General features: G+C 68.5%; 15 protein-coding genes. 5 read left to right on the top strand and 10 right to left on the bottom strand.

All coding sequences use genetic code 11. From position 1 onward, the window contains the following. Window positions 1–11: 11 nt before the first annotated feature. The 3 genes from G9Q41_RS00185 to wrbA all read right to left on the bottom strand — a co-directional run bounded on the left by G9Q41_RS00185 (window position 12) and on the right by wrbA (window position 2,493). Window positions 12–629 carry an alpha/beta hydrolase gene (locus G9Q41_RS00185; RefSeq protein WP_165631659.1) on the bottom strand — a complete coding sequence of 206 codons (618 nt, stop codon included), beginning with the start codon at window positions 627–629 and terminating at the stop codon, window positions 12–14. Beyond that, window positions 626–1,594, bottom strand: a complete 969-nt coding sequence (locus G9Q41_RS00180) for a ring-cleaving dioxygenase (RefSeq protein WP_092521749.1) — start codon at window positions 1,592–1,594, stop codon at window positions 626–628. Before G9Q41_RS00180 ends, G9Q41_RS00185 begins: the two co-directional genes overlap by 4 nt. Window positions 1,595–1,878: 284 nt before the next feature. Further along, entirely contained in the window at window positions 1,879–2,493 is a 615-nt protein-coding gene (wrbA, locus tag G9Q41_RS00175; RefSeq protein ID WP_092521750.1) for an NAD(P)H:quinone oxidoreductase, read from the bottom strand. Window positions 2,494–2,659: 166 nt separating this feature from the next. Here wrbA and G9Q41_RS21660 point away from each other — a divergent pair, with 166 nt between their 5' ends. Next, a complete protein-coding gene (locus G9Q41_RS21660; protein ID WP_175455006.1) occupies window positions 2,660–3,154 on the top strand; it encodes a MarR family transcriptional regulator in 495 nt (164 codons plus the stop codon). A gap of 108 nt (window positions 3,155–3,262) precedes the next feature. Here G9Q41_RS21660 and G9Q41_RS00165 read toward each other — a convergent pair whose 3' ends face one another. The 7 genes from G9Q41_RS00165 to G9Q41_RS00135 form a co-directional block, all read right to left on the bottom strand. Next, window positions 3,263–4,183: a sulfite exporter TauE/SafE family protein gene (locus G9Q41_RS00165; RefSeq protein ID WP_165631660.1), complete on the bottom strand. Its 921-nt coding sequence runs from the start codon at window positions 4,181–4,183 to the stop codon at window positions 3,263–3,265. 138 nt (window positions 4,184–4,321) lie between these two features. Continuing rightward, the gene (locus tag G9Q41_RS00160) at window positions 4,322–4,777 is read right to left on the bottom strand and encodes an Rrf2 family transcriptional regulator (protein WP_092521751.1); all 456 of its coding nucleotides are present in this window, start codon (window positions 4,775–4,777) and stop codon (window positions 4,322–4,324) included. A gap of 171 nt (window positions 4,778–4,948) precedes the next feature. Further along, on the bottom strand, window positions 4,949–6,088 hold the full coding sequence (locus tag G9Q41_RS00155) for a S1 family peptidase (protein WP_092521752.1): 1,140 nt from the start codon (window positions 6,086–6,088) through the stop codon (window positions 4,949–4,951). Window positions 6,089–6,681: 593 nt separating this feature from the next. After that, window positions 6,682–8,133, bottom strand: a complete 1,452-nt coding sequence (locus G9Q41_RS00150; RefSeq protein WP_165631661.1) for a glutamate synthase subunit beta — start codon at window positions 8,131–8,133, stop codon at window positions 6,682–6,684. Further along, on the bottom strand, window positions 8,126–12,697 hold the full coding sequence (gene gltB / locus G9Q41_RS00145; RefSeq protein ID WP_165631662.1) for a glutamate synthase large subunit: 4,572 nt from the start codon (window positions 12,695–12,697) through the stop codon (window positions 8,126–8,128). Before gltB ends, G9Q41_RS00150 begins: the two co-directional genes overlap by 8 nt. 1,013 nt (window positions 12,698–13,710) lie before the next feature. Continuing rightward, window positions 13,711–13,998, bottom strand: a complete 288-nt coding sequence (locus tag G9Q41_RS00140; RefSeq protein WP_092521754.1) for a 4a-hydroxytetrahydrobiopterin dehydratase — start codon at window positions 13,996–13,998, stop codon at window positions 13,711–13,713. A 66-nt stretch (window positions 13,999–14,064) separates the two neighbouring features. After that, on the bottom strand, window positions 14,065–14,280 hold the full coding sequence (locus G9Q41_RS00135) for a DUF2795 domain-containing protein (RefSeq protein ID WP_092521755.1): 216 nt from the start codon (window positions 14,278–14,280) through the stop codon (window positions 14,065–14,067). 159 nt (window positions 14,281–14,439) lie between these two features. Here G9Q41_RS00135 and cutA point away from each other — a divergent pair, with 159 nt between their 5' ends. From cutA to G9Q41_RS00115, 4 genes are all read left to right on the top strand, one after another. Then, window positions 14,440–14,757, top strand: coding sequence for a divalent-cation tolerance protein CutA (gene cutA / locus G9Q41_RS00130; RefSeq protein ID WP_092521756.1), 318 nt, complete (start codon window positions 14,440–14,442; stop codon window positions 14,755–14,757). Between the two features lie 199 nt (window positions 14,758–14,956). Further along, a complete protein-coding gene (locus tag G9Q41_RS00125; RefSeq protein ID WP_092521757.1) occupies window positions 14,957–15,268 on the top strand; it encodes a hypothetical protein in 312 nt (103 codons plus the stop codon). A 301-nt stretch (window positions 15,269–15,569) separates the two neighbouring features. Continuing rightward, window positions 15,570–16,850, top strand: coding sequence for a nucleoside transporter C-terminal domain-containing protein (locus G9Q41_RS00120; RefSeq protein WP_092521758.1), 1,281 nt, complete (start codon window positions 15,570–15,572; stop codon window positions 16,848–16,850). 97 nt (window positions 16,851–16,947) lie between these two features. After that, window positions 16,948–19,059: a prolyl oligopeptidase family serine peptidase gene (locus G9Q41_RS00115; protein ID WP_165631663.1), complete on the top strand. Its 2,112-nt coding sequence runs from the start codon at window positions 16,948–16,950 to the stop codon at window positions 19,057–19,059. Window positions 19,060–19,063 lie beyond the last annotated feature (4 nt).

Here is a 19,063-nt window from a genome sequence, read left to right as displayed (position 1 = left end):
GCCAGGCCCGCTCAGGTGTTCAGCCAGGCCGCGGCCCGCTCCAGCGCCTCACCGGTGATCTCGTGTCCACCCCGGTGACGATGCGCGGTCACCTCGGCACCGCGCCGGCGGAGCGTCTCGGTCAGCCGCTCCACCGCCGGCAGCGGTGCCATCGGGTCCCGTTCTCCGTTGGACATCCACACCCTGCTGCCCGTGAGCTCGTGCCACGGCGGATCGCCGACCGGCAGCATGGCCGCGAACAGCACGGCCTCGCTGAGCACGTCCGGCCGCAGCAGGGTCAGTGCCGCCGCGATGTTGGCTCCGTTGGAGAAACCGGCGGCGACGATCCTGCGGTCGGTGAGCCCGTAGTGCTCGCGCGCCCGCCGGACGAACTCGGCCAGTTCCTCGGTGCGTTCCCGCACGTCGGCCTCGTCGAACACTCCTTCGGCGTGCCTGCGGAACCAGCGGGCCGCTCCGTTCTCGGAAACCGAGCCCGCCGGGGCGAGCAGGGGCGCCGAGGGAGCGATCCGCTTGCCGAGCACGGCGATGTCCTCGGGGCCACCACCGGTACCGTGCAACAGCAGCAGCACCGGGGATCCGGGGTCCCCCTCGGTGAAGGTGTGGCGCAGGAAGAGCCCGTCGGCGGTCATGAGGCCAGCCTTTCCGGATTGTTCTCGCTCGGCAAGTCGAGCCGCGGCAGGGTCGCCTCGATCTGCTCCCTGTTCGGCTCCAACCACGGGGGGAGCTTGAGCGCCCGCCCCAGTTCGAGCAGCGGCTCGTCCGCGGTGAAACCCGGTTCGTCGGTGGCGATCTCCAGCAGCGTCCCGCCCGGCTCGCGGAAGTAGATGGAGCGGAAGTACTGCCGGTCCAGCACGGAGGTCACCGACACCCCGCTGTCCACGAGTTCGCTCCGCCAGGCGGCCTGGGTGGACTCGTCAGGGGCGCGCCACGCGACGTGGTGCACGGTGCCCGAAGCCACCAGTCCCCGTTCGGCGCCCGGCCGCACGACGACGTCCACGAACGCGCCCGGACCGCCCGATCCCGCGGCGAAGCGCAGCCGGTTGCCCTCCTGGCCGGAGAACGTGATCCCCATGCCACCGAGCATCTCGGCCGTGTCCTCCTCGCTGTCCACCGAGAGCGTGACCGAGTGCAGCCCGCGAATGCCGTGCTCGGCGGGCACCACGCCGTTGTCCCAGGGAGCCCGCGGGTCCGGATGGGGGTGCGCCACCAGCGACAGGACGAGCCCGTCGGGGTCCTGGAAGGTCAGCGCGTCCTCGCCCTCGCGGTTCTGCACCCGGCTGACCTCGACCCCGGCCTCGTTCAGGTGCCGCTGCCACCAGCCGATGGACTGCTCCGGCACCGAGAAGGCGGTGGCGGTCGCCTGGCCGTTCCCGTGCTTGCCCGGAGGGGCCCCGTGGAAGGGGAAGAAGGTCATCAGCGTGCCGGGGCGTCCCACCTCGTCGCCGTAGTAGAGGTGGTAGGTGCCCGGGTCGTCGAAGTTGACGGTGGTCTTGACCATCCGCAGGCCGAGGGTGCGCAGGTAGAAGTCGGCGTTGCGCTGCGGATCACCCGCTATCGCGGTCACGTGGTGCAGGCCGCTGGTGGAGATGGTCATGCTCGACCTCCTACGAGAGGGTCGGTGGCTTGGTTCGCGCGGGCGGCCCCGTGGCCCCGGCGGCGCCGGTGGACAGCGTGATCGTTTCGACGCCTCCGAAGTCGAGGCCCCGAGCCGATCCGGCCGGAAAAGCTCTGCGCGAGCTCCCGGCGGAACGGTTGCCCGGATGAGTCGGCTGCCCGCGCGTGGAACTGCGCCTCGCCGCGCGGGCAGGGCACCCCGAGCAGCGCCCCGAGCAGCACGTGTGCGGTGTGCCCTGCCGTCTCGCTCGGACGGGAGGCGCTTCAGGCGGCGCCGTCCCGCAGTGCGCGGGCGACGCTTACGACGCGGCGAGCCTGCACCGAAGCGGCCTGCCGGGTCTCGTCGTCCACCTTGCCCTCGCCCTGCCCGTCGACGTGGCTGGTCCCGTACGGGTTGCCGTCGACGAACTTCGAGCCGTCCGTGTAACCGGGTGCGACCAGGATGCCGCCGAAGTGGTGCACGCTGTTGTACAGCGCCAGCAGCGTGGACTCCTGCCCGCCGTGCTTGCTCGCGGTCGAGGTGAATCCGCTGTAGACCTTGTCGGCGAGCAGCCCCTGCTGCCACTGCGGCCCCAGCGAGTCGATGAACTGCTTGAGCTGCGCGGCGACGTTGCCGTACCTGGTGGGCGTACCGAAGATCACCGCGTCGGCCCAGAGGAGGTCGTCCGGGGTCACCTCGGCGATCGAACGAGTGGCCTCCAGGTTGGCCCGCCAGGCCGGGTTGGAGTCGATCGCCGAGTCCGGGGCCAATTCGGCGACGCGACGCAACCGGACCTCGGCACCCGCCGCCTCCGCTTCGGAGACCAGCGCGTTGGCGATCTCGGCGATGGTCCCGGTGGACGAGTAGTAGACGACCGTGAGTTTCACCGGTGTGCTCATCTGGACAGCTCCTGTCCCTCGGAGAGGTCGAACCGATCGACCCTTTTCTCTTGCACCAGAAGACTACCACAAAACCTCTTGCCAGCAAGAGTTTTCCTTGTAAGAGTTAGTGCGGCGGGGGTTAGACTGCGGGCGGCGAAACAAACACGAGGAGAAAGGCGGCCAGGTGGGAACCGAGGACATCGCCACCACACCCCCGGCGGCGACCGACAAGGACACCGACGACGACGAGATCGTCACCTGGTGGGGGCTCGTGATCGAGGGCTACCACACCACCCAGGAACGACTGATGTCCGAGATCGCCGAACGATTCGACCTCACTCCGGGTGCCTTCGACATCCTCGTAAGGCTCGTGCGCTCACCGGAATGCCGCATGCCCATGACCAAGCTGGCCAAGGAGGCCGCGCTGAGCAGCGGAGGATTCACCAAGGTGGCCGACAGGCTGGTCTCGGCGGGACTGATCCGCAGGGAACCGTGCGACACCGACCGCCGGGTCACCTACGTCGTGCTGACCGATCACGGGCGCACCACGGCCGAGGAAGCCAAGCACGCCTGCGCCGAGATCCTGCGTCGCACCGTTCTCGACCCCCTCGGGCCGGAGCACTCGGAACAACTGGCCAACGCGATGCGCACGCTGCGCACCGCCAACACGGAAGCGTGACGCCCTGCCGCCCCTCTCCCAACCGAACGAAACGTGGCCCCTGTGCCGCGCGGTGCACGCGCGGCACAGGGGCCACGGACAACCGGTGAGCGGATCTCCCTCGACGGATCAGGCCTTCTCGTAGAGGCTCCGGGGATCGGCGGCGGCCGCCTCCGACCTGGCGATCCTGCGCTGGTGCAGCTCGGCGCGCACCGCCCAGACCAGCCCCACGACCCAGCTCAGGCCGAGAACAACGCTGACGAATCCGACCGCGAGCGCGGGGACGCCGAGCGAGTCCAGCAGCAGCCGCACGTTCGTGAAGACGATCAGTCCGCCCGCGCCGACCCCCAGCACGCGCACCGGGAGCATGCGCACCAGCCACGCGGCCAGCGGAGCGGCCACCACTCCGCCGATGATCAAACCGAGGATCACCGACCACTTCCAGGCCGCTCCCCCGTTGTGCAGCAGGAAGCCCGAGGTCGCCCCGAGCGATACGATCAGTTCGCTGGCGCTGACCGTGCCCACCGTGCGCCGCGGCTGAATCCGTCCCGTGCTCAGCAGGGTGGAGGTGGTGACGGGGCCCCAACCGCCGCCACCCACGGCGTCCACGAAACCACCCACGCCCCCCAGGGGGAGCAACCAGCGCCTGCCGGACGGGGTGAACCCCGATCCGCGGACGGGTTTCGACCAGGCGGAGAAGCGCAGCACGACATAACCGCCCAGTACCACCAGCAGCACCGCCATCCAGGGGCGGGCCGCTCCCGCCGCCACGGACGAGAGCGTCGAGGCTCCCAGGAAGCCCCCGAGCCCTCCGGGAACGGCCAGCCAACCGACCATCCGCCAGTCCACGTTCCGCATTCCCCAGTGCGCGGCCCCCGAAGCTATTCCGGTACCGATCTTGGCCAGGTGAACCGAGGCCGAGGCCATCACGGGCGCGGTTCCCACAGCCAGCAGTCCGGTTGTGGCCGTCACGCCGAATCCCATGCCCAGTGATCCGTCGACCAGCTGGGCGAGAAACCCGGCCACCGCCACGAGTAACAGAGTGGGCACCAATGCCTCCAGACCGTTTCCGCCCGTCCCGGTAACCACGGGCAGCATTTACAACTAAGTTGATAAAAACGGTACACTTTCAAGTGGATCGATCCAACCACTCCCAGCACGCGGGACGACCGACGGTCGCGGCTCCGCTCAGCGCGACTCCCAAACCCCGCTCTCGCTGGTCCGCGCCGCCACGTCCTCCGGGAGCTCGCCGGAGACGAGCTGGGCTATGGTGACGTTCTCGAGCACTTCGCGCAGGCTGCTGCGCACGGCGATCCAGACCCACTGCAGGACGGAGACCGAGGGATCGTACTGCACGTCCTCCGCCCGGATTCCGTGTATGCTCACCAGCGGCCCGTCGGTCGCCCGAATCACGTCGGCTATCGAGATGGTGGCCGCATCCCGGTCCAGCACCCACCCGCCGGACTGCCCTCGCCGACTCGCCACGAAACCGGCCCGCCGAAGATCACTCAGCACCGCCTGCAGGAAGTTGCGCGGGATCTGCTGGGCGTGAGCCACGTCCTCAGCACTGACCGGGCCGGTCTCCGCGCGGGCTATCTGCACCAACGCGCGCAGCGCGTAATCCACCTTGGCCGAAATTCGCATGACTCGATTGTTCATCACCGAAACAGCGACAGTGCCGCCAGCCCGTGACCGACACGCTCACCGAGGGCACGGCAGCAGGGGCACGACGGCATCGGGGCCGTCCGCCTGCTTCGGCGGACGGCCCCGAGGAATCACGGGTGGTCACCCCTCTGAGGAGGCCTCCCGGCGGACTCAGCCGGTAACCAGGCTCAACCCGTAGGCGTTCAGCGCCTCGTTGACGGGCTGGAAGTAAGTCGTCCCGCCGGAGGTGCAGTCACCCGAGCCGCCGGAGGTCATCCCCTGGGCCTGGTTGCCGGAGATGAACGAGCCGCCGGAGTCACCGGGCTCGGCGCACACGTCCGTGCGGGTCAGCCCCGAAACGGTGCCACTCGGATAGCTCACGGTCTGGTTCTTGGCCTGCACGGTGCCGCAGTGCCAACCCGTGGTCTGACCGGAACGGCACACGGAGGATCCGACGGGGGCCGACTGGGAGCCCTGAACCACGCGGGTGGACCCGTCGTGCGTGTCCACCAGCGGCTGGGGCGTGTCGTCGTTTCCGGTCTCCACGTAGGCGTAGTCGTCACCGGGGAACGACGACCCCGCGAACGAGCCGCTCGGACTGTTCGTGCTGTCCCCGGGGCTGCCACAGTGCCCCGCCGTGACGAAACCGCCCGCCACGGAGAACCCGCTGGAGCAGATCGTCGAGCCGTTGATGGTGTAGCGCTGCCCGCCGATCACGTCCGCGTAGGTGCGCGGCTGCTCACCGGACTCGACCACGCGCACCGCCTCGGAGGAGGCCCCCGTGGACTCGACGAACCGCTCCGCCCGGTCCGCCGTCCCGAACCCGGTGGTCACGACCACCGAGTTGCTGGTGGAGTCCACGTACCAGCCGGTCACCGACTCCGGTGCCTGCTGCGCGTGCGCGTCCAGCGTGGAGCTGGCGCTCTCGAGATCGGCCCGGCTGTCGTCCACCAGCCGCGGGACCGCCCCGCTGGATCTCACCTCGTCGAACTGGGCCCGGTCGGTGACACCTACGACGAGCTCTCCGCTCTCGGCCTTGTAGTGGAAGCCGCCGAAGCCCTTGCCCAGCTCTTCCCGGACCCGATCGGCGATGTCCCTCGCCGCCGCCTCGTCGGCGATCCGCTGCTCGGCCTGAGTGCGAGTCAGTCCCAGATCGCGTTGCATGGCCTGCATCATCGTGGTCGCCTGCTCGGGACTGTTCTGCTCAGGAGCAGCCGCGGTGTTCGCCGTGGCTGGAACCGCCATGGCGGTCAGCGTGCCGGCCGCCAACAGCGCGGTCGCGGCCATACGGCCGGTCTTCTTCCGTTGCATCCGTGTTCTCCCTAACTGCGAAAACGGATCGTCTTCGGTGACCGGCAAGTTTCCTGAGAAATGGGAAGGACGACAATACTGCGTTTGCAGTAGCACTCGCAAAAAGAGCAATCCCCAACAATCACGATGCGTGAAAAAAAGCACAAAAACACCGAGCGCCCATCAAGAAAAAATTAAGATCATTTTCTTTCCCGCGTTGACATCGCGCCGGAATCGGCTAGAGTGATTCGGCTTCCCCGCTGCTTCCCACCGGGAAGACCTGGGGATTCACGTCCGTGAAACATACTCACCGGTCGAAGTCGATGGCGAGAACACGACGAACACGCTGGGTGGCGACGCTCGCCCTCCAACGACCCCCGCAGCGGAGAAGAACGCGAAAAACGGCAATGAAGAACGTGCCCGGCCGAGGGCGAAACCCGGCCTGCTTTCCCGTCGTTCGCCCGTCCCTCCCGGAAGGACGCGACACGCCGCCTCGAGGTTGCTTCGACGAACCTCGGAAAGCGAGGAAGCCCCACACCGCACCGCGCCCGACGCGCGAGAAGTGGGGCCCTGATTCCGGGACCCCACTTCTCGATCGCCCTGTGGAGCGCAGTTCAGGAAAGCGGCCGATCGGTCGGAGCGATGGGCGCCGGAAGCACATCGCGTCCGCTCAGATAGCGGTCGACGCCCGCGGCGGCGGACCGCCCCTCCGAGATCGCCCACACGATCAGCGACTGCCCGCGTCCCATGTCACCCGCGCTGAACACACCGTCCACACTGGTCATGAACGAGTCGTTTCGCGCGACGTTGCCCCTGGGATCGAGTTCCACGCCCAGCTCGTCGACCAGGCCTGCCCGCTCCGGGCCGGCGAATCCCATGGCCAGCAGAACCAGCTGGCACGGCAGTTCCCGCTCCGTGCCCTCCACCGGAACGAACTGGCCGTTCTCCCGGCGAACCTCGACCAGGCGCAGCGCGCGCAGGTTGCCCTGCTCGTCGCCGAGGAACTCCTGGGTGTTCACCGAGAACAACCGCTGACCGCCCTCCTCGTGCGCCGAGGAGACCCGGTAGAGCATCGGGTAGGTCGGCCACGGCTGGTTGTCCACCCGCTCCTTCGGAGGAGTGGGCATGATCTCCAGCTGCGTGACGGAGGCCGCGCCCTGGCGATGCGCCGTACCGAGGCAGTCGGCACCGGTGTCGCCGCCTCCGATGATGACCACGTCCTTGCCCGCGGCGTCGATGGGCGAGCGCTCCAGGTCGCCCTCCTGCACCCGGTTCGCAGGCGGCAGGTACTCCATCGCCTGGTGGACACCGTTGAGCTCCCGGCCCGTGGTCGGAAGGTCGCGGGACCGGGTGGAGCCGCCCGCCATCACCACGGCGTCGTGCTCCGCGCGCAACTGCTCGACCGTGAGATCCACGCCCACGTTCACGCCGGTCCGGAACTCGGTTCCCTCCGCGCGCATCTGATCGAGCCTGCGGTCCAGGCGGAACTTCTCCATCTTGAACTCGGGGATCCCGTAGCGCAGCAGCCCGCCGATCCGGTCGGCGCGCTCGTAGACGACCACGCGGTGCCCGGCCCGGGTGAGCTGCTGAGCCGCTGCCAGCCCCGCAGGTCCCGAGCCGACCACGGCCACGGTGTGGCCGGTCCGCGTCTCGGGGGGCTGCGGCTGAACCCAGCCCTCCTCCCAGGCCCGGTCGACGATCTCGATCTCGACCTGCTTGATGCTCACGGCGTCCGAGTTGATGCCGAGCACGCAGGCGGCCTCGCAGGGAGCCGGGCACAGCGTCCCCGTGAACTCGGGGAAGTTGTTGGTCGCGTGCAACCGCTCGATGGCGCTGCGCCAGTCCTCACGCCAGACGAGGTCGTTCCACTCCGGGATCAGGTTTCCCAGCGGACAGCCCTGGTGGCAGAACGGGATCCCGCAGTCCATGCAGCGCCCGGCCTGCTGCTGCAGGTTCTGCTGGGAGAACTCCTCGTAGACCTCCCGCCAGTCCTTGATGCGAATGTCCACCGGACGGCGCCGCGGGGTCTCGCGCGGCGTGGTCAGAAAGCCCTTCGGATCAGCCATGTGCGGCCTCCATGATCGCCTCGTTGACGTCGCGGCCGTCGCGTTCGGCATCGGCCTTGGCATTGAGCACGCGCTTGAAGTCCTTCGGCATGACCTTGACGAAACGCCGCACCGCGGAGTCCCAGTCAGCCAGCAGGTCGCGCGCCACGGTGGAGCCCGTCTCCGCGCGGTGCTTGTCGACCAGTTCGGCCAGCTCCCGCCGGTCCTCTTCCTCGAGCGGATCCAGATCCACCATCTCCTGGTTGACCCGCTCGGGACGCAGGTCGAGAACGTAGGCGAGGCCACCGGACATGCCCGCCGCGAAGTTGCGTCCCGTGTCGCCCAGAACCACGACACGGCCGCCCGTCATGTACTCACAACCGTGGTCGCCCACTCCTTCGACGACCGCGAAGGCGCCCGAGTTGCGCACGGCGAACCGCTCGCCGACCATCCCGCGGACGTACATCTCGCCGCCGGTGGAACCGTAGAGCATCACGTTGCCCGCGATCACGTTCCGCTCGGCCGCGAAACCCGCGCTCTCCGGAGGACGCAGCACTATCCGGCCACCGGACAACCCCTTGCCGACGTAGTCGTTGGAGTCGCCGACCAGCCGCAGCGTGATGCCGCGCGGCACGAAGGCGCCGAACGACTGTCCCGCCGAACCGGTGAAGGTGAGGTCGATCGTGTCATCGGCCAACCCGGCCCCGCCCCACTTCCGGGTGAGCTCGGAACCGAGCATGGTGCCGACCGAACGGTTCACGTTGCGTATCGGCATCTCCAGGCGCAGCGGGGACCCGTCCGACAGCGCTCCCTCGCTGAGCTGTATCAGGGTGTTGTCCAGCGCCTTCTCCAGCCCGTGCTCCTGCTTGCCGGTGCAGTGCCTGGCCTCGCCCTCGGCGACCTCGGGCACGTGCAGGATCGGCGACAGGTCGATGCCCTCGGTCTTCCAGTGCTTGGAGGCCGGATCGGTGTCGAGCACCTCCGTGTGCCCGATGGCCTCCTCGATGGAGCGGAAACCGAGCGCGGCGAGGTGCTCCCTGACCTCCTGGGCGATGAACTCGAAGAACTTGACGATGTAGTCGGCCTGCCCGTCGAACTTGGCCCGCAGGTCGGGATTCTGCGTCGCCACACCGACCGGGCAGGTGTCCAGGTGGCACACCCGCATCATGACGCAACCGGACACCACCAGCGGAGCGGTGGCGAAACCGAACTCCTCGGCCCCGAGCAGTGCCGCCAGCACCACGTCGCGTCCGGTCTTGAGCTGGCCGTCGGTCTGCACGACGATCCGATCGCGCAATCCGTTGGCCAGCAACGTCTGCTGCGTCTCGGCCAGTCCGAGCTCCCAGGGAGCACCCGCGTGCTTGATCGAGGACAGCGGCGAGGCACCCGTGCCGCCGTCGTGCCCCGAGATGAGCACCACGTCCGCGTGGGCCTTGCTCACCCCCGCGGCGACCGTACCGACGCCCACCTCGGAAACGAGCTTGACGTGCACCCGCGCCCGCGGGTTGGCGTTCTTCAGGTCGTAGATGAGCTGGGCTATGTCCTCGATCGAGTAGATGTCGTGGTGCGGGGGTGGCGAGATCAGCCCCACGCCCGGGGTGGAGTGCCGCGTCTCGGCGATCCACGGATACACCTTGTGCCCGGGGAGCTGTCCGCCCTCGCCCGGCTTGGCCCCCTGCGCGATCTTGATCTGAATGTCGTCCGCGTTGACCAGGTACTCACTGGTCACGCCGAAACGCCCGCTGGCGGCCTGCTTGATGGCGGAACGACGCCAGTCCCCGTTTGAGTCCACGGTGAACCTGTCGGCGTCCTCACCGCCCTCACCGGTGTTGGACTTGGCGCCCAGCCTGTTCATGGCCACCGCGAGGACCTCGTGCATCTCCTTGGAGATCGAGCCGTAGGAGATTCCTCCGGTGGCGAACCGCTTGACGATCTCGGAGATCGGCTCCACCTCGTCGATGTCGACCGGCTCGCGCGCACCCTCCTTGAAGCGCAGCAGCCCGCGCAGGGTCATCAACCGTTCGGACTGCTCGTCCACGTAGTTGGTGTACTCCTTGAAGATGTCGTACTGACCGCTGCGCGTGGAGTGCTGCAGCTTGAAGACCGTGTGCGGGTTGAACAGGTGGGGATCGCCCTCGCGGCGCCACTGGTACTCCCCGCCCACGTCGAGTTCGCGGTGGTGGGCCTTGATCCCGTCCGCGGGGAAGGTCTTGCGGTGCCGTTCGCCGATCTCGGTGGCCAGCGTCTCGAAGTCGAGACCGCCGAGCCTGGAGGTGGTACCGGTGAAGCACCGGTCCACGATCTCCTCGCCGAGCCCGATGGCCTCGAAGATCTGCGCCCCCGTGTAGGAGGCGACCGTGGAGACGCCGATCTTCGACATGGTCTTGCGCAGCCCCTTGCCGAGGGCCTTGATCAAGTTCTTGGTGGCCTGCTTGCCGTCCACACCCGACAGTTCGCCGCGCGCGGCCAGCTCCTCCACGCTCGCCATCGCCAGGTACGGGTTGACGGCGGCGGCGCCGTAGCCGATCAGCAGCGCGACGTGGTGCACCTCGCGCACGTCACCCGCTTCGACGACGAGCCCGACCTGGGTCCTGGTCTTCTCCCGGACGAGGTGGTGGTGCACCGCCCCGGTCAGCAGCAGCGAGGGAATCGCCGCGTACTCGGAGTCGGCTCCCCGGTCGGACAGCACGATGATCCGGGCGCCGCCTGCCACGGCCTCGGACACCTCGCGGGAGATCTCCTCGATCCGCTCCCGCAGCGCCTGGCCACCGCCCGAGGCGCGGTAGACCATGTGGATGGTCACCGACGCCAGTTCCGGCCGGTCCCCGTCGTCGTTGATGTGGACGAGCTTGCCGAGCTCGTCGTTGTCCAGCACCGGGAAGGGCAGCACGAGCTGCTGGCACGCGGCCGGGTCGGTTTCCAGCAGGTTGTGCTCGGGACCGACGTGCGTGGTCAGCGAGGTGACCATCTCCTCGCGGATGGCGTCCAGCGCCGGGTTGGTCACCTGGGCGAACAGCTGGGTGAAGTAGTCGAACAGCTGCCTGGGGCGCTCGGACAGCGGGGCGAGAGGGGCGTCGTTGCCCATCGAACCGACCGGCTCGGCACCTCCGCTCGCCATGGGTTTGAGCAGCCTGTCCACCTCTTCCGAGGTGTAACCGAACAACTGCTGGCGCTGCACCAGCGAGGAGTGCGACGGCACCTCCCTGGACCGCTGCGGCAGCTCGTCCAGGTGCAGCAGTCCCTCGTCGAGCCACTGCCGGTAGGGGTACTGCGTGGCGAGGTCGTTCTTGATCTCCTCGTCGGGGACGAGGCGCCCCTGCTCCGTGTCGACGAGGAACATCCGCCCCGGCTGCAGTCGGCCTTTGCGGGCGACGCGCTCCGGGTCGATGTCCAGCACACCGGTTTCACTGGCGAGCACGACCATGTTGTCGTGCGTGATCCAGTAGCGGCCGGGGCGCAGCCCGTTGCGGTCGAGCACGGCGCCGATCTGCGTCCCGTCGGTGAAGGTCACCAGGGCGGGCCCGTCCCACGGCTCCATGAGGTTGTTGTGGAACTCGTAGAAGGCCCGGCGCTGCGGATCCATCTCCGCGTGGTTCTCCCACGCCTCGGGGATCATCATCAGCACGGAGTGCGGCAGCGACCGTCCCCCCAGGTGCAGCAGTTCGAGCACCTCGTCGAACGAGGCCGAGTCGCTGGCTTCCGGGGTGACTACCGGGTAGATCCGGGACAGGTCCCCCGGGATCAGCTCGGTGTCGAGCATGCTCTCCCGGGTGCGCATCCAGTTCCGGTTGCCGCGCATGGTGTTGATCTCACCGTTGTGGGCGACGTAGCGGTACGGATGCGCCAGGGGCCACGAGGGGAAGGTGTTGGTGGAGAACCGCGAGTGGACCAGCCCGATGGCGCTGGTGAAGCGCTCGTCGGTCAGATCCATGAAGAAGGCGTCGAGCTGCGCCTCGGTCAACATCCCCTTGTAGACGAGGGTGCGTGCCGACAGGCTCGGGAAGTAGACGTCCGTCTCGTGCTCGGCCCGCTTGCGCAGGCAGAAGGCGCGGCGCTCCAGCCGCATCCGCGCGTCCCGCCCGTCGGAGTCCGCGTCGGGCCCCTCGGTGACGAACAGCTGGCGGAAGCGCGGCATCACGCTCCGCGCCAGGGAACCGGCACAACTCGGTTCGACCGGCAGCGTGCGCCAGCCGAGAACGTTCAGCCCCTCCTCGGAGGCGAGTCGTTCGATCTCGGCCGTGGCCCGCTCGAACTCGGCCTCGTCGTCCGGGAGAAAAGCGTTGCCCACCGCGTAGTGCCCCGCGGGAGGCAGTTCGAACGGAACAACCTCGCGCAAGAACGCGTCCGGCACCTGGGTCAGGATTCCCACCCCGTCACCAGTGTCCGGATCGGCGCCTTTCGCGCCCCGGTGTTCCAGATTACGCAGCGCTTCCAGCGCATTGCGCACGATCGCGCGATCTTTGCGTCCGGTCATGTCGGCGACCAGCGCCACACCGCACGCGTCGTGATCGTTGGCGGGGTCGTAAAGCCCCGCGCCGTCGGCGCCCCGTTGCATCCGACCTCTCGCATTCTGGGAAACCGGCATTCGGATCCTCCCGTCGTCAGGCAACGATCTCAGCCGCGCGAATACGACAGGCGAGACCGTGAAAACCTCTCCGGAGCTGACAAGAAGGATGCGCCGTTGCATTCTTGGTCAGTTTGCGGAACTATACAGATTTCCGGGGTGCACGACTACGAGTAAGTAACACGTGTTACACCTACACGTCTGCGTCCCACATCCTGGAAAACTTTGCTCACGTTCCGCGATCACGTGCGCACGCTGCCGGTGCCGAGGACGGGGTCACCGCCTCCGCAAGCGGACGCCACCACTACCGCACTCCAGCCGGGACGCCGTCAACCCCACGACCATCCCGTTGCTTACTTCCGAGTGAGGATCGCTCACTCGTCTCCGCACTCGATGATAACCATCCGCGTCCACACGGCAATGATTTCTTTGAGTACTGAAAACACGAACACCACGAACACAGCTGGTCACACCTTCGGAGCAGCTCCCGCCCGTCTCGGTCCCTTCGATGCGCGTCGAACCTGCCGGAGCCACGCGCGGCCGTGGTGCGCTCCCGGCCGACGTTCCAACCTCGCCGGGGCGGACTTCCGACGAAAAAAGTTCCTCCCCGCGGGAAAGCATTCCCGAAAATCGATTCCCCACAAAGCAGCGGGGAAGAAAAGTTCCCTCGAAGAAACATTCCGCCTCACCCGGTGGGCGAAAACGCGCCTCAACGACCGCTCGACGGCGCAAGCCCGCTCCGCCCGCCCGGGAACTCGGGCAGCCGCCCGCACACCCCCTCGAATCCACCACTACCCAAGCACCCCCTGGGGGCGCTTTCCGCGAGCGCCCCTCCTCCGGAGCAGCACGGGCCCCGCAGAACTGAGTGCCGCCGGTTCCGCGCTCTCGGCGGAACCGACGGCACCTCCCCGCAGATCCACTGCCCGGGCTGACCCGCAGCTGGACCGGAGGGATCACTACCGGGCGGCCTCACTGGCGGAGATCACGGCCCGGGCTTCGCGGGCAGAACCGGTTCCCCGCGCGGCGGGAGGGCTTCACCCCTGGCGGTGAAGCCCTTCGATGCGCTCGGCCAGGGCCAGATCGTTCTCCGTCACACCGCCCGCGGAATGCGTGGTGATGTGCACCGTGAGCCGGTTGTAGTCGTGCACGGACATGTCGGGGTGGTGATCGGCCTCGTTCGCCAGGTGGGCGACGGCGTTGGCCAGGCTCATCGCGGAGAGGAACCCCTTGAGCTGCCAGGTCTTGTGCACCGCGCCGTCACGGTACTCCCAGCCGGAAGCGAGCCGCTTCTCGATCGTGTCCTGCTGCAACAACTCGGGCACTGCGGGCCCTCCTCACTGTCGTTCTACGTCGGCGGATATGCCTTTCCGGAAGGCGGCATCACGGACTCACCCCGAGGACGATTCCTGCTCGGGACGCTGCGGAACGGCACTGGCGACCTCCGCACTGTCCTGATACGTCCCCTCGGGCAGCGTCCGCAGCGCGCGCAGGGTCCGCGGATCGGCCTGGCGGTCCTCGGCGTAGCGAAGCAGCCGCTGCTTGTCGGCCGGGAACTCCAAGCCCTGCAGGGCCTTGTTCACGCGGCGTTCGTCCGCATCCGTCATGGCACCCTCCTGGCGGCAAGGTACGTCCGCGGGCGCGTCGTTGATCACCCCCGGGGGGACCAACGGCGCGCCTACTGTCCGCCACGGGGATACCGTCCGGTGAACACGGGTAAACGTGCCTGCCGGATCTTTTCGCCGTTTTGCGGCTAGCCTGAGATCATGGCGGAATACGTACAGGTCATCACGACGACCGACTCGGAGGAGACCGCCGCCGAACTGGCGCGCGGTGTCGTGGCGGGCCGCTTCGGCGCGTGCGTCCAAGTGGCACCGATTCGCAGCTTCTTCCGCTGGGAGGGGGGCGTGCAGGACGAGCAGGAGTGGCAGCTGCAGATCAAAACCTCCCGCGATCGCGTCGACGAGCTGATCGGGCACCTCAAGCAGCAGCACAACTACGACGTGCCGGAGGTGATCGCCACCCCGATCGTCACGGGCGCTTCCGACTACCTCTCCTGGATCGACGAGGAAACCGGTTCCTGACCCCGTTCCCCGAAAAGCGCAGTTCCCGAGAAGCGCACTCCACGATCAACGACACGGACGAGGGCGCGGGCCGGCTCCCCGGAAGGGGTGAAGTGGAATCGTCCCGAATCCACTTCCCGGCCTGCGCCCGGCTGGGGACGCAGCACCGCCCGACCGAGGCGCGCCGCCCCAGCGACGAACAGGCAAGGGACCCACCCGGATGAAACAACCGACCATCACCCGCGCGGACATCTACACGGCCACGGCCCCACCGGCCGCGGGACTGCTCCTCGCGATGTTCACCCTGCACTGGAACTGGCTCGTCACAGGAGTGCTCCTCGCCGCAACGGGCCTGGTGCTGAACCGGTTACGGAGAGCGGGCTGGGCGACGCGGCTCGGGGTGCTGGCCCTGCTGGCCGGGCTCCTGCTGTGGTTGTGGTCCGGTGACGGCCGCTGGGCGGTCCTGGGCGCCTTCCCCCTCGTGTTCGTGTTCATCCGCGAACTCGCCGCCGTGGTCGACCGACGGGGTTGAGCCGAGCCCGCGCCGCTCCGGAGGCGGCTGTCCCGGAAGGCTCGTGAGGAACACGCACAGTACCGGTCGCCACCTTCGAAGATCCACACTGCTCCGCGGGTTCCGCCCAGCGAAAGACTTCGTTTCTTCACGACGACGAAACGTGTCCCGCGCTGACCAGTTGATCAGACACGTGTCAACATTCGGTGATCGAACCAAGCTCGACGCCGACGGTTCCCGCTCGCACAACGCGCTGATCAACGAACCGGGCGAACCGTAGGAAAGGACTGTCTTCGTGCACGTGCTATGGGGTATCGGCGGCATGCTCGTGCTGCTGCTGATCGCGGCCGCCCTCTCCACGAGCCCCCGCTCCATCCGTCCCCGCACGGTTCTCGGAGCCCTGGCCCTGCAGGTCGTATTCGCTTTTCTGGTGCTGCGCTGGGACACGGGACAACAGGTCCTGAGCGCCGTGGCCGACGGGGTCGGCAAAGTGATCGACTCGGCCAACGAGGGCATCGACTTCATGGTCGGTCCCCTGCTCGAGAACCTCGATGAGAACACCACCCTGTTCGCCTTCCAGGTGCTGCCGATCATCGTGTTCATCGCCTCGCTGACCGCCGTGCTCTACCACTGGAACATCCTGCAGTGGGTGGTCCGCATCATCGGGGGTGGCCTGCAGAAGGTGCTGGGCACGACCAAGGCCGAATCGCTGAACGCCACGGCGAACATATTCGTGGGTCAGACCGAGGCCCCGCTCGTGGTCCGCCCCTACCTGATGCGGATGACCCGCTCCGAGTTCTTCGCAGTCATGACGGGCGGACTTTCCACCGTGTCCGGCACGGTGCTGGTCGGTTACTCGCTGCTCGGGGTCGATCTGGCACACCTGATCGCGGCGAGCTTCATGGCAGCGCCCGCCGGTCTGCTGATGGCCAAGATCGTCGTCCCCGAGACGGAGAAGCCGGAAAGCGACCAGGCGGTGGTGGCCAGCACCAAGGGCACCGACTCCGCCGAGCAGGACTCCGCGGGAGCCGCGGACGGGCAGTCCTCCGAATCCGAGAACGAGGCGGAGTCCGCCGAGTCGGAGAAACCGCGGAACGTGATCGACGCCGCGGCGGTCGGCGCCTCGGACGGGTTGAAGCTCGCGCTCAACGTGGGGGCGATGCTGTTCGCCTTCATCTCGCTGATCGCGTTGCTCAACCTGATCGTCGGAGGTCTGGGCGGTCTGTTCGGGCTGGAGGACCTCACCTTCCAGCGCATCCTCGGCTACGTCTTCTCCCCCGTGATGGCCGCCATCGGCGTCCCGCTCGACGAGGCGGTGCAGGCCGGGAGCTTCCTCGGGCAGAAGCTCGCGCTCAACGAGTTCGTCGCCTTCGCCGACTTCGGCTCGGCGGCCTCCGAGCTGTCCGATCGGACCACCGTCATCGTCACCTTCGCGCTGACCGGGTTCGCGAACTTCAGCTCGCTGGGCATCCTGCTCGGCGGGCTCGGCGGGCTAGTTCCCAGCCGCAGGCCGCTGATCGCCCAGCTCGGCATACGAGCCGTGCTGGCGGGCACCCTGGCGAACCTGATGAGCGCCGCCATCGCGGGCATCGTGGTCGCCTGATCCGGTGGCCGGTCCGACTCGACCTCGGCGGAGTCGGACCGGCCGTCGCCCCGCTCCCACCCGCGCGGGGCGCAGCGGAGTTTGGCAGGCTACTGCCATGACCGCAGCCGATACGTTTCCCCGTCACAGCGCCCGAACCCAGGGTTTCACCTTGGGGGCGCCACGCAATTTCACCGTTTCACCGGACGGCCTGCGGGTGCTGTTCCTGCGATCGGCGAGCGGCACCGACCGCAGCAACGCGTTGTGGATGCTGACCACCGAGGACGGCACCGAGCACCTCGTGGCCGACCCGGCCCGGCTCGACGAGGTGGACGCCGCCTCGCCCGAGGAGCTGGCCCGGCGCGAGAGAGCCCGGGAACGGGCCTCGGGAATCACCGGGTACACCGTGGACAGCGCAGTGTCCACCGCGGCGTTCGCGCTGTCCGGGTCGCTGTTCGTCGCCGACACGAACACCGGACAGGTGACCAGGCTGCCCGCGCAGCACCCCGTCGCCGACCCCAGGCTCAGCCCGAACGGCGACCGCATCGCCTACACCACCGGCGGCGCGCTGCGCGTGATCGGCTCCGACGGGCGCGACGACCGTCCCGTCGCCGAACCGGAGCACGAGCGAGAGCGCTGGGGCACCGCCGAGTTCATAGCCGCCGAGGAGATGAACCGGGGACGTGGCTACTGGTGGGCTCCGGACGGCTCGGCGATCCTGGCCGCCAGGGTGGACGAGTCGGAAGTCGCCCGCTGGAGCCTGGCCGACCCGGCCGAGCCGGCCCGGTCCTCGAACACCATGCCGTACCCGGCGGCGGGCGAGGCCAACGCCGACGTCGCGCTCGAGCTGTTCGAACTCACCGGCACGCGGGTCACCCGGCGCGTCCCGGTGGACTGGGACCGGGCCGAGCACCCCTACCTGGTCGCCGTCCACTGGTCCGAGCACGGTGCTCCGCTGCTGGCAGTGCAGAGCCGCGATCAACGCAGCCACCCCGTGCTCGCCCTCGACCCGGGGACCGGCGGCACCCGCGAAGTGCACCGCGAGACCGACCGGAACTGGGTCGAGATCAAAACCGGCTGGCCCGCCTGGACCCCGGCGGGCGAGCTGGTGCGGATCTCGCCGGTGGAGGGGACCTATCGGCTGCTGGTCGACGGCAAGGACCTCACGGGACCGGAGCTGCAGGTCCGCGCGGTGCTGGACATCGGCGACACCGACGTCCTGGTCTCCGCTTCCGAGGACGATCCGTCCCAGGTGCACGTCTACCGGGTGAGCGACCGGGGGGTGCAGCGCCGCACCGAAAGGCCCGGAGTCCACGGTGCCACGCGGGGCGGTCCCGTCACCGTGCTGTCCTCGGCGGACCTGGAAGAGCTCCACCCCAGGGTGCGGGTGCTGCGCGCGGACTCCCCGGTGGCCGAGATCGCCTCCCACGCCGAGGAGAGCTCGCTCGTTCCCCGGGTGGAACTGCTCCGCCTCGGAGAGCGCGAGCTGTCCAGCGCCCTGCTGCTGCCCCGCGAGCACGCTCCCGAGCACGGGCGACTTCCGGTGCTGCTGGATCCCTACGGGGGCCCGCAGGCCCAGCGCGTGCTGCACCGCAGGCACGGGTACCTGACCTCGCAGTGGTTCGCCGACCAGGGATTCGCCGTGCTGATCACGGACGGACGCGGCACCGGCGGGCGCGGCCCGGACTGGGACCGCGCGATCGCGGGGGACTTCGCGGGCCCTCCGCTGCAGGACCAGGTGGACGCGCTGCACGCCTGCGCCGCCGAGCGCACCGATCTGGATCTGAACCGGGTGGCGATCCGCGGGTGGTCCTTCGGGGGATATCTGGCCGCCCTCGCGGTGCTGCGCCGCCCCGACGTGTTCCACACGGCGATCGCCGGGGCCCCGGTCTGCGACTGGCGGCTCTACGACACCCACTACACCGAGCGCTACCTCGGGGACCCGAACACGTCCCCGGAGACCTACACCGCGAACTCGCTGCTGTCCGACGCCGGAGGCCTGAACGGGCATCTGATGCTGATCCACGGAACCGTCGACGACAACGTGGTGTTCGCGCACTCGCTGCGCATGTCCGAGGCGCTCACCTCGGCCGGGAAGTCGCACACCCTGCTGCCGCTGCCCGGGGTCAGCCACATGCCCACCTCGGAGAGCAAGACGGAGAACCTGCTGCTGCTGCAGCTGGACTTCCTGCGCCGAACGTTGGCGCCGAACGGTTCGGCGGCGAGCTGAAGCG

Origin of the sequence: Actinopolyspora sp. BKK2 (genome assembly GCF_011291845.1) — a bacterium.
Lineage (GTDB): Bacteria > Actinomycetota > Actinomycetes > Mycobacteriales > Pseudonocardiaceae > Actinopolyspora > Actinopolyspora saharensis.
This window is presented reverse-complemented; position numbering and strand designations above follow the sequence as displayed.